We start from the raw sequence: 14218 nt of genomic DNA on the forward strand, positions 1-14218 counted from the left end.
CTGTCCCGCTCCAGCGCAGTGGTGCGGAAATGTCTCGAACAAAGATTTTATCGAAAAAAGATGGTCAAGTGACCAAGTCATGCGACATACTTGTTCGAGCCAGTAACGCACATCACAGAAAGGCCGTCCATGGAGCTACCGAATGCAGCCGGGCTGGTCATCATCAACAGCAAGCTGCCGGAGATGGCAGGCAGCGTCAACGTCGCGGTGGGCGGGGGCAGGATCCTCGCCGTCGGCGGGGACGAGGTGCTGTCGCTGGTGGATCCGGGCACCCGGGTGATCGACGCCGAGGGCGGTGCCGTACTGCCGGGGATCAACGATGGCCACCTGCATTTCATCGCGTCGGCGATGGCGAAGTTCGGCTACTTCAATGTCGGCGCCACGGCGGCCTCGAGCTGGCTGCAGGTCGCCGCCCTGCTGCGGGGCGCCTCGCCCGGAGCGGACGGCTGGATCCGCGCCCACGGCTGGGACGAGGTGGTCCTCGGTCCCGGCGGCGCGGACGTACTTCGCGGCCTGCGCCCTGACACCCCGGTGGTGGTCTTCGACCAGACCGGCCACCAACTGCTGGCCAACCAGGCAGCCATGACGGCCGCGGGTATCGGACGGTCTCCAGCGGTGCCCGCCGGCGGTGTCATCGGCCGTACCGCATCCGGAGAGCCCAGCGGCCTGTTCGTGGACGCCGCCATGGAGATGATCACCGAGGCCCTGCCTCCGGTCCCGCGCCAGGATCTGCGTGCTGCGGCGCTGAACTTCCAGCGTCTGCTGCATGCCCAAGGCATTACCTCGCTGACCGAACCCGGGCTCGGCCCCGGCGGCAAGGCGCTCATCGGCGGGGCCTGCACCACCGATGCGCTGGAACTGCTCGGGGACCTGGCCGCCGGCGGCGAGCTCACCGTGCGCATCAATACGCTCCTGCTCTTCGCCGGCACCGGCGGAGTCTCCGCCGAGGCGGTCGGCGCCGGGCTGGCCTCCGGCCTGCAGCACCTTTATGCCGACCGGGGCATCGACCCGCGGCTGCTGCGCATCGCCGGCGTCAAGGTCTTCGCCGACGGCACGCCGCGCAGCGGCACCGCCTGGATGAGCGAACCCTACGGCGGCGAGTGCAACCACGGGTCCCTGGTGGTCGCCGGCGCCTCGGATGCCGAGCGGGTCGCCGAGCTGCATGAAATCATCCGGCTGATCCACGGCGCGGGCCTGCAGGCGGGCATCCACGCCACCGGCGACGCGGCCACCGAGTCCGCCGTCGACGCCATCATTGCCGCCCAGGCAGATGGGCCTGCCGGCCGGCACTACATCATCCACGGGGCGTTCCGCAGCAATGAGTCGCTGGCCCGGCTCGCCGCCAACCAGATCGGCTACAGCACCAACCCGGCCATCCGTGCCGCTGCCGGCGACCTGCTGAAGCGTCTGCTCGGCGAGGAGCGCTACGGCCGCCACCAGCCGCTGCTGTCGGCCCTGCGCGCCGGGGTCAAGCTGAACATCGCCTCCGACTCGCCGGTGACCGACACGGACTGGCGGCGCACGGTGGCGGCGGCGGTCACCCGCGACACCGTGCACGAACCCGGGCGCCCGGACGATCCGGAGCGGATCTCCACCACCCAGGCGCTGCTGGCCATGACCGCCCTGCCCGCCTGGCAGGACCACGCGGAAACGTTCAAGGGCCGGCTGGTCCCGGGGATGGCCGCGGATCTCTGCGTGCTCGACGGCGCCTGGCCGGATACCGACATCGACGAATTGGCCGAGCGCAAGGTCGCTTGGACCATCGCCGCCGGCAGCATCGTCCACGAACCCGGCTGGGCCGCTGCGGGCCGGGGCCGGTCCTGACCTTTCCGTTCCACCCATACCTGAGCTGAAGGAAGAACTATGCGAATGAAGAAACTCTCCGTCGCCCTGGCCGCCGCGGCAGCCCTTGCCCTGGCCGGCTGCGGCGGCAGCAGCGCCGGCTCCAGCGGGCCGGAGGCCTCCGGCGGCGCTGCCACGCTGAAGGTGGGCACCATCGGCATCGGCTCGGACGCCGCGCTCAAGCTGGCGATCGACAAGGGGTACTTCAAGGAAGAGGGCCTGAACGTGGAGACCAGCGTAGTGGCCAACCCGCCCGCCGGCGTCGCCGCCGCCCAGAGCGGACAGCTGGACCTGACGTACTCACCGTCGATCCCGATGCTGAACGCGATGAGCCAGAACGTGCCGCTGAAGATTGTCGCCGCCGCGGACGGTTATGCGCCCAAGGACCAGCAGCCCGAGGACCTGGCCCAGGTCGACGACACCGGTCTGTTCATCCCCAACGGCAGCAGCATCACCAGCCCAAAGGACCTGGAGGGCAAGTCTGTTTCAGTACCGGCCCGCAAGGCCCAGATGGAGGTGACCGTCGCCAAGGCGGTCAAGGATGCCGGCGGGGATCCGGCCAAGGTCAACTGGATGGTGCTGGACCCGGCCTCGGCGCTGCAGTCGCTGGATTCCCAGCGCGTCGACGCCGCCACGCTGATCGCCCCGTTCACGTCCCAGGCCGAGTCCAAGGGCCACGAGCGCCTGGCCTCGCCCGGCGTCGAGTTCTTCCAGGAAGGTGCGGTGGGCCTCTGGGTGGCCGGAGCCAGGACCGTGGACAGCAAGCAGGACCAGCTGGCGGCGTTCGCCCGGGCCATCTACAAGGCCAACGATTACGCGAACAAGCACAAGGACGAAGCCCAGAAGGTTTCGGCCCAGCTGACGGGCGTGCCGCTGGCCACCATCCAGAAGGGCGCCGAGACGTACTGGCCCACCGAGGTGAAGCTGGAGGAAATCCAACGGGTCAACCAGCAGTTGGCGGAGCTGGGCTTCCTGGCCAAGGAAGTTCCCGTGGACGACAGCCTGGTTCTCGGCGCGAAATAGGCCCGCGCAAGTCCCTTTTGGAGAAGAGTCCATGAACAGAAAACTGAGGCTGCCGGTCAGTGCCGGCGGCGTGGCGGCCGCCCTGGCCCTGTGGCAGCTCATTGCTACCGGACCGATGGCCGGCGGCCCGCTGCCCACCGTGGCCGACACCTTCGCCGAACTGGCCGGGCTGCTGGCCGGTGGGGCCTTCTGGGCCGCGCTGGCCGACACCCTGGTCATCGCCCTGGCCGGCCTGGCCGCGGCGGCCGCTGCCGGCGTCGTCACGGGCGTGCTGATCGGCAGCTTCGAGCCTGTCCGGTACGCCACCGCCGCGGTGCTGGAATTCCTTAAGCCGATCCCGCCGATCGTCATCCTGCCGCTGGTGGTGCTGATCTTCGGTCCGACCACGCCGATGTCCTGGTTCCTGGTGTTCTTCGGCTGCGTGCTGCCGATCATTATGCAGACGGTGGCCGGCGTGCACGACGCCGATCCGGTCACCCTGGACACGGCACGCTCCTACGGGCTGGGCCGGGTGGAAATCCTGGCCCGGGTCACCCTGCCCAGTGCCATGCCGTTCATTGGCACGGCGATGCGGGTGGCCGCCCCGGCCGCCCTGATCATCACCGTGGTGGCCGGACTGCTCGGCGGCGGGCCCGGCCTGGGCCGGAGCATCTACCAGGCCCAGGCCAGCGGCGACTACCCGGTGCTGTACGCCTACGTCGTCGTCCTGGGCGTGCTCGGCCTGGCCTTCCAAGGTGCCAGCGCCCTGGCCGAGCGCCGTTTGCTCCACTGGCACGCGTCCTACCGTGAGGTGCTGACCCCATGAACCGCAGACTGATCAACTGGACCCTCGGCGTCGGCACGCCCCTGTTGCTGGTCACCGCCTGGTGGGTGCTGTCGGAGAACTCGACCAACACCTTCTTCCCGCCGCTGAGCGCGACCCTGGAACGCTTCCAGGCGCTTTGGCTCTTCGACCACTTCGGCTCGGACGTGATGCTCAGCCTGCGGAACCTGGTCATCGGCTACGCGCTGGCCACCGTGATCGGCGTCGGACTCGGCTTCGCCACCGCGCTGGTGCCGGTGGCCCGCTGGGCGCTGGACCCGCTGATCCACTTCCTGCGCGGTATCCCGCCGGTGGCGCTGGTGCCGATCTTCATTTCCCTGATTGGCTTCGGCCTCGAGATGCGCCTGGTCAGCATCACGCTCGCGGCGGTCTTCCCCACGCTGATCGCCACCGTGGACGGCATCCGCAGCGTGGACTCCACGCTCAAGGACGTCAGCGCCGTCTACCGGCTCAGCCGCGGCGAGAAGCTGGCCCAGGTCTACCTGCCGGCGGCCGGGCCGCAGATCGCCTCCGGCATGCAGGTCAGCCTGCAGGTGGCGTTCATCGTGATGATCGCCTCCGAGATGCTCGGCTCCTCCCAGGGCATCGGCGCCATGACCCTGCTGGCGCAGCAGAGCTTCATGACCTCGGACATGTGGGCCGGGATCCTGCTGCTGGGCGTCATCGGCTTCGGCGCCAACCTGGTCTTCGAAGTCATCAAGAACAAAGTCCTGGCCTGGTATGTGGGCTCGAAGCGGCTGGCTCGCTCATGACCCGCACTCTGGCCACGCACCACCACCCCGGCATGGAGAATTCAATGGAACTACAAGAGAACCCGGTGGCCCTCGGCACCGCCGCGGCCCGGCCCCGGCTGGAAGTCACCGCACTGTCCAAGACCTACGGGTCCGGTCCGAACGCCAAGTGCGTGATCGAGGACCTGACCTTCACCGTCACCACCGGCGAGGTGGTCTGCATCGTCGGCCCGTCAGGCGTCGGCAAGACCACCTTGCTCAAGTGCCTGGCCGGTCTGCAGCCAGCCACCTCCGGCACCGCCGCGATCGACGGGCGCAGGATCGACGGCCCGCCGCCGGAAATGGCGCTGGTCTTCCAGGACTACAGCCGCTCGCTGATGCCGTGGCTGACCGTGCGCAAGAACGTGCGCCTGCCGCTGCGCCACCTGCGGCTGCCGGCCCAGGAAATGAACCAGCGCATCGACGACGCTCTGCGGGCCGTGGGCCTGGACGGGTCGGACGGCAAGTACCCGTGGCAGCTCTCCGGCGGCATGCAGCAGCGCGTGGCCATTGCCCGCGCGCTGGCCTACCGGCCGGAGATCCTGATCATGGACGAGCCCTTCGCCTCAGTGGACGCCCAGACCCGGTTCGAACTTGAGGACCTGTGCCTGAAGATCCGGGACGACTTTGGCATGACCATCCTGGTGGTCACCCACGACATCGACGAGGCCGTCTACCTGTCCGACCGGGTTGTCGTACTCGGCGCCAAACCGGCCCGGGTGCTCGACGTCATCGGCATCGATTTGCCTGCCCCGCGCGACCAGATTTCCACCCGTTCCCTGCCTGAATTCGCCGAGCAGCGCACCACCGTGCTGTCGATGATCCGGAAGCCGGCATGACCGGCGCGAAGCGGCCCAATGTGCTGGTCTTCATCGCTGACCAGCTGCGGGCCGACCATCTGGGCTTCGCCGGCAACACCATGGTCCGGACCCCGAACCTGGACAAGTTGGCCGCCGACAGCATGGTTTTCACCGAGGCTACCGTCACCAACCCCACCTGCATGCCCAACCGGGCCAGCCTGCTCACCGGGCGCTGGCCCTCCGCGCACGGCACCCGGTGCAACGGGATTCCCCTGGACCCGGACGCCGGCAATATGGTGCGCAGCCTGTCCTGCGGTGGGTACCTGACCGCCGCCGTCGGCAAACTGCACCACCAGAACATGGGCTGGGACTTCGAACCGCCCCAGCTGGCCGAGATCCTGGCCACCGACCCGCTGCTGGCCGATCCCGACGCCGCCGACGCCAGGACCCGGCCGCGCCCGGCGGGCTGGGACAAGTGGGAGGACAAGGCCGCCCACGACGAGCGGTTCATCCCGCTGCCCGATGACTACTACGGCTACCGGCATGTGGACCTGGTGATCGGGCACGGGGACCGGCCCGGCGGGCATTACGTGCACTGGGCGCGCGAGCGCGGCGTGGACCCGCTGGCCGTGGGCGGGCCCGGCAACGCCCCGCGCCGGCTGGACAGCTGGGACCAGGTCTACGAAACCGCCATCCCGGCGGACCTGCACCCCAGCGCCTACGTGGGGGAGCGCGCCGTCGAACGCCTGGCCGGGCTTGCCGGCACCGGTGAGCCGTTCTTCCTGTTCGTTTCCTTCCCGGACCCGCACCACCCCTTCTCCCCGCCGGAGGGGTACGCGGACCTGTATTCGCCGGAGGAGGTTCAGCTGCCGGTAGGTTTCTACCAGGACCATGCCAAATCCCCGCCGCACATCCGGCACATGGTCGGGAACCGCGGGGTGCCCAACGAGGACCCGACCATGACCTTCGCCGCGGACGAGGAGCAGTTCCGCCGGGCAGCCGCCGCCCAGTACGGGCTGATCACCCTGATGGACGAGCAGATCGGCCGGGTCCTCGCTGCGCTCGAGGAGAACGGACTGGCCGAGGACACCATCGTGGTCTTTACCAGCGACCATGGGGACTTGTTCGGGGATCACGGGCTGATGCTCAAGCATTTCAGCCACTACCGGGCGGTGACCAACGTTCCGCTGAGCATCAAGGTCCCGGGCAGGCCGGCCGGCACCAGCGACGCGCTGGTAGCCACCGCGGATCTGGCCCCCACACTGCTGGAACTCACCGGCACCCGGACCTACCGCGGCATCCAGGGCAGGTCCCTCGTGCCCCTGCTGGAGGGGGTGGCCGGTTCGATCCGGGAGGCGCTGATCATCGAAGAGGACCAGCCGTTCGGCCTGCCCGGCCTGCCCGGCCCGGTCCGTACCCGCTCGGTGCTGACTCGGGAGGGACGGCTGACCCGTTACTTCGGCACGGACATCACCGAGTTGTACGACCACTCGGTGGACCGGGAAGAGCTGGACAATGTGGCGGGCGAGCCGAAGTTCAAGGAGCTGCAGGACTCGCTGACTGCGGCCATGCTCGAGGGGATGGCCGCGCTGGCCGACGAAGGGACCGCCCCGACGGCGGCGGCATAGGCAAAGGTGCGACGGCGGTGCTCGGGTTCCCGCCTAAGGGAACCCGGGCACCGCCGTCGGCCCGGGCGGCGTTAGCCGGCTGGTGCGGGAGGCTCGGCCGCGTATTCGGCCGACACCAGAATGGGCAGATGATCCGACAGTCCGCGCGGCAGCGTCTCGATACTCTCGATCTTCAGCCCGAGCGAGGTAGCAAAGTCGAAGTGGCCCTTGAAGACGGCATAGCGCGTGTAGGTCCTGCGGTTGCTCAGCGTCAGGTCGTAGCCGGCCTTCTTCGCCCGGGCGGCGAGGTTCTTGATGAAGAAGGGGTAGTTGAAATCGCCCACCATCAGGTGCATGGATTCCCCGCCCATCTTGACCAGTTCCTGGTGGGCGGCCCGGATCTGATGCCGCCGCAGCGAATTGGAAGCGGACAGCGGGGCCGCGTGGAATGAACCGATCACCAGTCCGTGCTGTGTCTCGTTGTCGATCAGCCGCACCCCGACCAGCCGCTCGTGTGCCGGGGCGAGCACCCGGTCATGCATGGACTTTTTTAACGCGAAGGCGTTTGTTTCCAGGACCGTAAAGCGGGACTGGCGGTAGTAGATGGCCAGGCCCAGCCGGTTTCCCTTGGTGGAATCGGCCAAATGCAGGGGACCCACGGTGTGGGGCAGGTCATCGGTGTCGCATTCCTGCAGGCACATGACATCGGCATCGAAATTCCGGGCCAGGTCGATCAGTTCGCCGCTCGCACTGTGCTCGCGAAGGTTGTAACTGATGACTTTCATCCGCGGAGCACCTCTTCCGTGTGGATCACTACACCACCGTGCCACAGACTCCGGTGCCCATCTAGTGCACAGGCCCCCAAAATTCCGGCACGAGGATCGTCCGGCGGCTCAGGCCGGGCCGTTTAGCTTCCCCAGCAGGTCCGCCAGCCGGCGCAGTTCCTCCGGCTCCCAGGCCATGAGCTTGCCGGTGAAGACCTCGCGTTCCTCCCGGCTGGCCGCCTGGAAACGCCGCGATCCCTCGTCGGTCAGCCCGAGCAGGAAGGCCCGCCGGTCGTCCGGGTCCGGCTTCCGGGCGGCCAGGCCAAGACCGACGAGCCGCTTGGCCGAGCGGCTGACCATCGACTTGTCCGTGGCCAGCAGTTCGGCCAGTCTGCCCTGCTGCAGGGTCCCGCTGCGGTCGAGCACCGCGAGGATCTTGTAGTCGAAGGGCAGCAGCGCCGGGTCGATGGCCGCGGCCCGGCTGCGGATCCAGTTGCGCGCGCCGATGACCAGCCGGGAGAACTCGTGTTCGACGTCGGCGATCAGCGCGGATTTGTCCCCGCCGGCTGCCTCCGGGCCCGGCGGATCGGGCAGTCCGGCCATTCTACCCACCGCTGCCTTCCCCGGGGCCGGCGGACGGCCGCCGGCGGCCCGGTTCCGGCCCGTCCGCGTGCGGCCGGACCGCCAGGGCCTCCTCCAGCCCGGCTCCGGCTTCCGCCGCCCTTTCCGGTTCGACGACGGCGGTGGTGGCCAGCCCCGCGGTTGCCCCGGCGGAGGCAGCTTTCTCCTCCGTGACGCGCTCATGCCGGGTCTTGGTGCTCAGCGGCAGGTTCGGCAGGAACGCCACGGCCAGGAGGGTGAGCAGCCCCAGCGGAGCAGCGACCAGGAATACCCTGGCCACGGCGTCGCCATAGATGCCCTCGATGATCCCGCGCAGCGGTTCGGGCAGTTCGTGGACCACCGGCACGGTGCCGCTGGCAAAGCCCTGCGCGATCTCGGCCCCCCGGATACCCAGCGAGGCGATGGCCGTGCCGATCCGGTCCGCACGCTCGGCGAACAGCTCCGGGATCCTGGCGGCCAGCAACGCCCCGAGGGCGGCGACGCCGACGGTGCCGCCGAGGCTGCGGAAGAAGGTGACGGCGGAGCTGGCCACCCCGAGCTCGCGCTGCGGCACCGCGTTCTGCACCACCAGCACCAGGTTCTGCATCACCATGCCGACGCCGGCGCCGAGCAGGAACATGTAGGCCGAGACGAGCAGGAAATTGGTGTCGTAGTGGATGGTGCCGAGCAGGAACAGGCCCGCGGTCTGCAGCGCCGCTCCGGTGACCACGAAGGCCTTCCACTTGCCGCGCTTGCTGATCAGCGCGCCGGCGATGGTGGAGACGATCAGCAGGCCGGCCATCATCGGAATGGTCATCAGTCCCGACTGGGTGGCGTTCGCGCCGCGGGCCAGCTGCATGTACTGGGCCAGGAACACAGCGGTGCCGAACATGGACACGCCTACCGAGATGGACGCGATGACGCTGAGCGTGAAGGTGGCGTTGCGGAAGAGCTGGAGGTTGATCAGCGGCTCGGGCGCCCTGAGCTCGACGGCGGTGAAGGCGGCGAGGGCGGCCACGGCGCCGCCGACCATCCACGCAGTGGTGGCACTGGCCCAGTCGAAGCTGTTGCCGGCCAGCGAGACCCAGATCAGCAGCAGGGACACGCCGGCCGAGAGCAGGACGATGCCGGGGTAGTCGATCCTGACCCGGCGCGGCTCCAGCCTGGGCAGGTGCAGCGTCCGCTGGATCAGGAAAATGGCGACGACGGCGAACGGCAGCGCGATGAAGAAGTTCCAGCGCCAGTTGATCGTGTCGGTAATGAAGCCGCCCACCAGCGGCCCGCCCACGGTGCCCAGCGCCATCACGGCGCCGAACAGGCCCATGTACTTGCCGCGGTCCCGCGGGCTGATGATGTCTGCCATGACGATCTGGCTCAGTGCGGCCATGCCGCCGCCGCCCAGGCCCTGGAACACGCGCATGGTGATCAGCATCGTGGTGTCCTGGGAGAACCCGGCGATGGCTGAGGACAACACGAATACGGCCAGGGCCAGCTGCAGCAGCAGCTTGCGGTCGAAGAGGTCCGCCAGCTTGCCCCAGATCGGGGTGGAGATGGTGGTGGCCAGCAGCGTGGCGGTGACCACCCAGGTGTAGGCGGTCTGGTCGCCGTGCAGGTCCGAGACGATGACCGGCAGCGAGGTGCTGACCACGGTGCCGGCCAGGATGGAGACAAACATGCCCATCAGCAGGCCGGTCAGGGACTGCAATACCTGCCGGTGCGACATGGCGGCGGGGGCACGGTGTTCCCCGGCCGGGGGCGAAGGGGGCGGCGAAGACACAGTGGTACTCCTGCGGGCTGGCGAAAATGGTTGTCTTTTGTCAACCATAAGCAAGTTGGTTGATTTACGCAACCAATTGTCATCGCCCGCGCCGGCCGGGGCATTGGCGCCGCCACCGTCCGGGAAGTGAGCTGCCCGGGGTCCCCGTGCGCGAAGCGCGCGGGGCAGGCAGCGAATGCTAGCCTTTCGGTCAAGGCTGTCCCGCACCCCCAAAGGAGCGAACCGATGCGTGCCTCTACCCTCGCCAAGACCGCCCTCGCGACCACCGCTGCGGCAGCGGCCGGCTCGGTCGCCACCGAACCCTCCGGCAGCTGGTACCTCAGCCTGCGCAAGCCACCCTTCCAGCCGCCCTCCGCCGTCTTCCCCATCGTCTGGACGGCCCTCTACGCGGATATTGCCCTGACCGGAGCCAAGGCGCTGGACGGACTGGCGGACCGGAACCAGCCGGCAGAACGCCGCCGCTACCGGCGTGCGCTGGCCGCGAACCTGCTGCTCAACGGCGCCTGGAGCTGGCTGTTCTGGCGTGCCCGCAGCCCGTGGCTGGCTGCCGCGGAATGCGCGGTGCTGGCCGTCAGCAGCGCCGACCTGGTCCGGCGTACCGGCCGGATCTCGCCGGCAGCGGGCGCCGCACTGGCGCCGTACGCGCTGTGGTGCGGCTTTGCGACCGTGCTCACGACGGCGATTGCGCGGCGCAATCCGGGACGCTGACCACCCGATGTCGACGCCGGCGTCTGCGCCGGGGCGGGGTATGGCGGTTTTCCGGCCGTCACATGGTGTCGTTATTCGTTTCAGCTATTCCCAACTCCGCAGGAACGGCATATGGTTCGATGACGCAACTAGTGTGAATTTCGACATAACGCCGCCACAACATTGGGGTGTTGGAGGGGGATCATGAACCATCGGCTGCACGAAGCCTTAGCCATCCTCGGGGATATCGATGCCGAAGACGCCAGCACCGATGCGCGGGGCCGGCGTGCCCATGCGCGCGTCATCGCCACGATTGAGTTTGCCGACGAAGTATCCGGCCTCCGGCGCGAGCAGCGGATTGCGAATCTGCTGACGCTCGCCCAGCTGGGCAAAAAGGACTCCCAGGCGGCTCTGGACGAGGCCCGGCGCCTGCTGGCGCTGGACAAAGACTCCAAGGCCCTGAAAGGCGTCGCCTGACCTGACCGCAAGGAGCGATCCGCCGCCGACGCCGGCCCGCACTGAATAGTTGCCCCTGGGCACTCGACCAGCACGCCGCAGCAGGCTACTTTGAGTTCAAGTGGTCCCGGCCGCCTGGTTGGAGAGGGGTCGCACGGTGCTGATATCACTGCTGCGCGAGCGCGCACCGGAGGAGACCCGGGTTGGCCTCGTACCGGACGCCGTGGCGAAACTGGCGGCTGCCGGGCACCGGGTACTGCTGGAATCCGGTGCGGGGGCACGGTCGGATTTCGGCGATGCGGAATACCTGCAGGCCGGTGCCGAAATAGCCACGGACGGCCCGGAGCGCGCCGACCTTGCCGTGTCGGTACGGCCGCCGGCTGGCGAAACCGTGGCCCGGCTGCGCCGCGGTGCGGCCACCATGTCCTTCCTGCCGGCGGCCCAGTCCCTTGACCTGGTCCGCCAGCTGGCCGGCGGCGGCATCGCCTCCTTCGCGCTGGAGCTGGTGCCGCGGATTTCCCGGGCGCAGTCGATGGATGCCCTCTCCTCGCAGGCCCTGGTGGCAGGCTACCGCTGCGCCATCGTGGCCGCGGACCTGCTGCCGCGGATGTTCCCGCTGAACATGACCGCCGCCGGCACCTTGCAGCCGGCGCAGGTGCTGGTCCTGGGTGCCGGCGTCGCCGGCCTCCAGGCCATCGCCACCTGCCGGCGCCTGGGCGCCGTCGTGCAGGCCTACGACGTGCGGACGGCCGCGGCCGAGGAGATCCGCTCGGTCGGCGGCAAGCCCGTCGAGCTCAAGCTGGAGACCCTGGACGGTGCCGGCGGGTACGCCCGCGAGATGACAGCGGAGCGGGCCCGGCGGCAGCAGGAACTGCTGATGCCCTACGTCGCCGCCGCCGACGCGCTGATCACCACTGCGGCGGTGCCCGGCCGGCAGGCCCCGCAGCTGGTCACCGCCCAGGCCGTCCGGCAGATGAAGGCAGGCGCCATCGTGGTGGATCTCGCGGCTGAATCCGGCGGCAATGTGGAGGGTTCGGTGCCCGGGGAGATCGTCCGGATCGGCCAGGCCCGGGTCTGGGGCGGCCGGAACGTCCCCGGCCAGCTGCCCGGCCCGGCCAGCCGGTTGCTGGCCCAGAACATCGTGAACCTGATCGGCCTGATCACCGATGCCGAGGCAGGGTTCCACGCCGACTTCGCGGACGAGATCGTCGCCGGCACCTGCGTCACCTACGGCGGGCAGGTCCGCCACGAAGCCACCCGGGCCCTGCTGCAGGGACCGTTGGACGCCGAAAGACCCGCCGGATGAACGATGCAGTGGTCTGGCTGACCATCCTGGTCCTGAGCATCTTCGTGGGTCTCGAAGTCATTTCGAAGGTCTCCTCCACCCTGCACACGCCCCTGATGTCCGGCACCAACGCCATCCACGGCATCATCCTGATCGGCGCCATCTCCGTGGCCGGGACGGCGGACTCCGCGCCGGTACTGGTGCTGGGCCTGGTGGCCACGGTGCTTGCGGCGGTCAACCTGGTGGGCGGCTTCGTGGTCACCGACCGGATGCTCAAGATGTTCACCGCCCGTCGCAAGGCACCACCGAAGAGACTGCAGGAAGCGCCCGGGAAGGAACCCACCGGGAAGGACAAGGCACCGTGATCCCGGTCTGGGTGCAGGTGGTCTACCTGGTCGCCGCGGTCTGCTTCATCCTCGCGCTCAAGGGCCTGTCCTCACCGAAGACGGCACGGCGCGGGAACCTGATCGGCGCCGCCGGCGCGCTGGTGGCTACCGCCGTCGTCTTCTTCGAACGCCCCCTCGGCAACATCGTCCCCATCCTCATCGCCGTCGGCCTCGGCGCGGTACTCGGCGCCGTCGGGGCACGGCGCGTGCAGATGACCCAGATGCCCCAGCTGGTGGCGCTGTTCAACGGCGTCGGCGGCGGCGCTGCCGCCATCGTCGCGGTCGCGGAACTGCACGGCTTCGACCGGGAACCGGCGCCCTCCGCGGTGACGACGACGGCGGCAGCCTTCACCGTCGTCGTCGGCGCGGTCAGCTTCGCAGGCTCGCTGGTGACCTTCGCCAAACTGCAGGGACTGATGACCACCCGGCCGGTGGTGTTCCCCGGCCTGCCGGTGCTGTTCGCGGCCACCATCCTCACGGCCATTGCCGCCATCGTGATCGCGGCGGTGGATCCGGGCCTGATACCGGCGATCGCGCTGGCCGTGCTGGGGCTGCTGGCCGGCGTGCTGCTGGTGCTGCCCGTCGGGGGAGCGGACGTGCCGATCGTCATCTCGCTGCTGAACGCGTTCACCGGACTGACCGTCGCGGCCGGCGGCTACGTCCTGGGCAATGTCCTGCTGCTGATCGCCGGCACCTTGGTCGGTGCCTCCGGCACGCTGCTGACCGTGATGATGGCCCGGGGCATGGGCCGGTCCGTGACCAGCACGCTCTTCGGCGCGCTCCGGGGCGGCTCCACGCTCGGCGCCGGCACGGCGAGCGACCGGCCGGTACGCTCGGCCACCGCGCAGGACATCGCCATCATGCTCGGCTATGCCAGCCGCGTCATCATCGTCCCGGGCTACGGCCTGGCCGTGGCGCAGGCCCAGCACGCCCTGCGCGAACTGGTGGACGTGCTGACCGAACGGGGCATCGAGGTGGACTACGCGATCCACCCGGTGGCCGGACGGATGCCCGGGCACATGAACGTCCTGCTGGCCGAGGCCCAGGTCCCGTACGAGCAGCTGGTCGAGATGGATGACATCAACCCGAGGTTCAAGCACAGCGACGTGGTGCTGGTGGTCGGCGCCAACGACGTGGTGAACCCGGCCGCGAAGACCACTCCGGGTGCCCCGATCTACGGCATGCCGATCCTGAAGGTGGACGAGGCCAAGCAGGTCGTCTTCATGAAGCGGTCCATGCGTCCGGGCTTCGCCGGGATCGAGAACGAGCTGCTGTACGACCCGAAGACGACGCTGCTCTTCGGCGATGCGAAGGAGACCATGGACAAGCTGCTCAGCGCGGTCAAGGCGCTGTGAGCGTCATCGCTGCGCCACTGCCATGAGTGCAGCCACCGAGCGC

General features: G+C 69.0%; 14 protein-coding genes. 11 read left to right on the forward strand and 3 right to left on the reverse strand.

Features of this window, described 5'->3' with window-relative positions; all coding sequences use genetic code 11:
• The first annotated feature begins 129 nt into the window (after positions 1 to 129).
• The 6 genes from LVY72_RS05535 to LVY72_RS05560 are packed head-to-tail and all read left to right on the forward strand — an operon-like array spanning position 130 to position 6886.
• A complete protein-coding gene (locus LVY72_RS05535) occupies positions 130 to 1824 on the forward strand; it encodes an amidohydrolase (protein ID WP_237818519.1) in 1695 nt (564 codons plus the stop codon).
• Between the two features lie 45 nt (positions 1825 to 1869).
• Positions 1870 to 2865, forward strand: coding sequence for an ABC transporter substrate-binding protein (locus LVY72_RS05540; protein WP_237818521.1), 996 nt, complete (start codon positions 1870 to 1872; stop codon positions 2863 to 2865).
• A gap of 31 nt (positions 2866 to 2896) precedes the next feature.
• Complete coding sequence (locus LVY72_RS05545) at positions 2897 to 3670, forward strand: ABC transporter permease (RefSeq protein ID WP_237818523.1); 774 nt, start codon at positions 2897 to 2899, stop codon at positions 3668 to 3670.
• Complete coding sequence (locus tag LVY72_RS05550; RefSeq protein WP_237818525.1) at positions 3667 to 4440, forward strand: ABC transporter permease; 774 nt, start codon at positions 3667 to 3669, stop codon at positions 4438 to 4440. Before LVY72_RS05545 ends, LVY72_RS05550 begins: the two co-directional genes overlap by 4 nt.
• A gap of 44 nt (positions 4441 to 4484) precedes the next feature.
• Positions 4485 to 5297: an ABC transporter ATP-binding protein gene (locus LVY72_RS05555; protein WP_237818527.1), complete on the forward strand. Its 813-nt coding sequence runs from the start codon at positions 4485 to 4487 to the stop codon at positions 5295 to 5297.
• The gene (locus tag LVY72_RS05560; protein ID WP_237818529.1) at positions 5294 to 6886 is read left to right on the forward strand and encodes a sulfatase-like hydrolase/transferase; all 1593 of its coding nucleotides are present in this window, start codon (positions 5294 to 5296) and stop codon (positions 6884 to 6886) included. Before LVY72_RS05555 ends, LVY72_RS05560 begins: the two co-directional genes overlap by 4 nt.
• A 71-nt stretch (positions 6887 to 6957) precedes the next feature.
• On the opposite strand, the gene LVY72_RS05565 is transcribed toward LVY72_RS05560, so the two are convergent.
• From LVY72_RS05565 to LVY72_RS05575, 3 genes are all read right to left on the reverse strand, one after another.
• The gene (locus LVY72_RS05565; protein WP_237818531.1) at positions 6958 to 7650 is read right to left on the reverse strand and encodes an endonuclease/exonuclease/phosphatase family protein; all 693 of its coding nucleotides are present in this window, start codon (positions 7648 to 7650) and stop codon (positions 6958 to 6960) included.
• Between the two features lie 108 nt (positions 7651 to 7758).
• The gene (locus LVY72_RS05570) at positions 7759 to 8232 is read right to left on the reverse strand and encodes a MarR family winged helix-turn-helix transcriptional regulator (RefSeq protein ID WP_237818533.1); all 474 of its coding nucleotides are present in this window, start codon (positions 8230 to 8232) and stop codon (positions 7759 to 7761) included.
• A 1-nt stretch (position 8233) separates the two neighbouring features.
• Positions 8234 to 10006, reverse strand: coding sequence for an MDR family MFS transporter (locus LVY72_RS05575; RefSeq protein WP_443627200.1), 1773 nt, complete (start codon positions 10004 to 10006; stop codon positions 8234 to 8236).
• Between the two features lie 225 nt (positions 10007 to 10231).
• Between LVY72_RS05575 and LVY72_RS05580 the strand changes: the two genes are divergently transcribed.
• The 5 genes from LVY72_RS05580 (at position 10232) to LVY72_RS05600 (ending at position 14175) form a co-directional block, all read left to right on the forward strand.
• Complete coding sequence (locus LVY72_RS05580) at positions 10232 to 10714, forward strand: TspO/MBR family protein (RefSeq protein WP_237818535.1); 483 nt, start codon at positions 10232 to 10234, stop codon at positions 10712 to 10714.
• A 183-nt stretch (positions 10715 to 10897) separates the two neighbouring features.
• Positions 10898 to 11170, forward strand: coding sequence for a hypothetical protein (locus LVY72_RS05585; protein ID WP_237818537.1), 273 nt, complete (start codon positions 10898 to 10900; stop codon positions 11168 to 11170).
• Between the two features lie 136 nt (positions 11171 to 11306).
• A complete protein-coding gene (locus LVY72_RS05590) occupies positions 11307 to 12455 on the forward strand; it encodes an NAD(P) transhydrogenase subunit alpha (RefSeq protein WP_237818539.1) in 1149 nt (382 codons plus the stop codon).
• Positions 12452 to 12799 (forward strand): NAD(P) transhydrogenase subunit alpha part 2, encoded by a 348-nt coding sequence (locus tag LVY72_RS05595; RefSeq protein ID WP_237818541.1) that lies wholly within the window; start codon positions 12452 to 12454, stop codon positions 12797 to 12799. Before LVY72_RS05590 ends, LVY72_RS05595 begins: the two co-directional genes overlap by 4 nt.
• On the forward strand, positions 12796 to 14175 hold the full coding sequence (locus LVY72_RS05600; protein WP_237818543.1) for an NAD(P)(+) transhydrogenase (Re/Si-specific) subunit beta: 1380 nt from the start codon (positions 12796 to 12798) through the stop codon (positions 14173 to 14175). The genes LVY72_RS05595 and LVY72_RS05600 overlap by 4 nt, the downstream gene beginning before the upstream one ends.
• Positions 14176 to 14218 lie beyond the last annotated feature (43 nt).

Origin of the sequence: Arthrobacter hankyongi (assembly GCF_022012395.1) — a bacterium.
GTDB lineage: Bacteria > Actinomycetota > Actinomycetes > Actinomycetales > Micrococcaceae > Crystallibacter > Crystallibacter hankyongi.

What these genes read in the sequence shown, in the direction of transcription:
- LVY72_RS05570 (WP_237818533.1), bottom strand. Translation starts at nt 8,232, where the DNA reads ATGGCCGGACTGCCCGATCCGCCGGGCCCGGAGGCAGCCGGCGGGGAC.
- LVY72_RS05555 (WP_237818527.1), top strand. Translation starts at nt 4,485, where the DNA reads ATGGAACTACAAGAGAACCCGGTGGCCCTCGGCACCGCCGCGGCCCGG.
- LVY72_RS05550 (WP_237818525.1), top strand. Translation starts at nt 3,667, where the DNA reads ATGAACCGCAGACTGATCAACTGGACCCTCGGCGTCGGCACGCCCCTG.
- LVY72_RS05560 (WP_237818529.1), top strand. Translation starts at nt 5,294, where the DNA reads ATGACCGGCGCGAAGCGGCCCAATGTGCTGGTCTTCATCGCTGACCAG.
- LVY72_RS05540 (WP_237818521.1), top strand. Translation starts at nt 1,870, where the DNA reads ATGAAGAAACTCTCCGTCGCCCTGGCCGCCGCGGCAGCCCTTGCCCTG.
- LVY72_RS05565 (WP_237818531.1), bottom strand. Translation starts at nt 7,650, where the DNA reads ATGAAAGTCATCAGTTACAACCTTCGCGAGCACAGTGCGAGCGGCGAA.
- LVY72_RS05580 (WP_237818535.1), top strand. Translation starts at nt 10,232, where the DNA reads ATGCGTGCCTCTACCCTCGCCAAGACCGCCCTCGCGACCACCGCTGCG.
- LVY72_RS05595 (WP_237818541.1), top strand. Translation starts at nt 12,452, where the DNA reads ATGAACGATGCAGTGGTCTGGCTGACCATCCTGGTCCTGAGCATCTTC.
- LVY72_RS05585 (WP_237818537.1), top strand. Translation starts at nt 10,898, where the DNA reads ATGAACCATCGGCTGCACGAAGCCTTAGCCATCCTCGGGGATATCGAT.
- LVY72_RS05535 (WP_237818519.1), top strand. Translation starts at nt 130, where the DNA reads ATGGAGCTACCGAATGCAGCCGGGCTGGTCATCATCAACAGCAAGCTG.
- LVY72_RS05545 (WP_237818523.1), top strand. Translation starts at nt 2,897, where the DNA reads ATGAACAGAAAACTGAGGCTGCCGGTCAGTGCCGGCGGCGTGGCGGCC.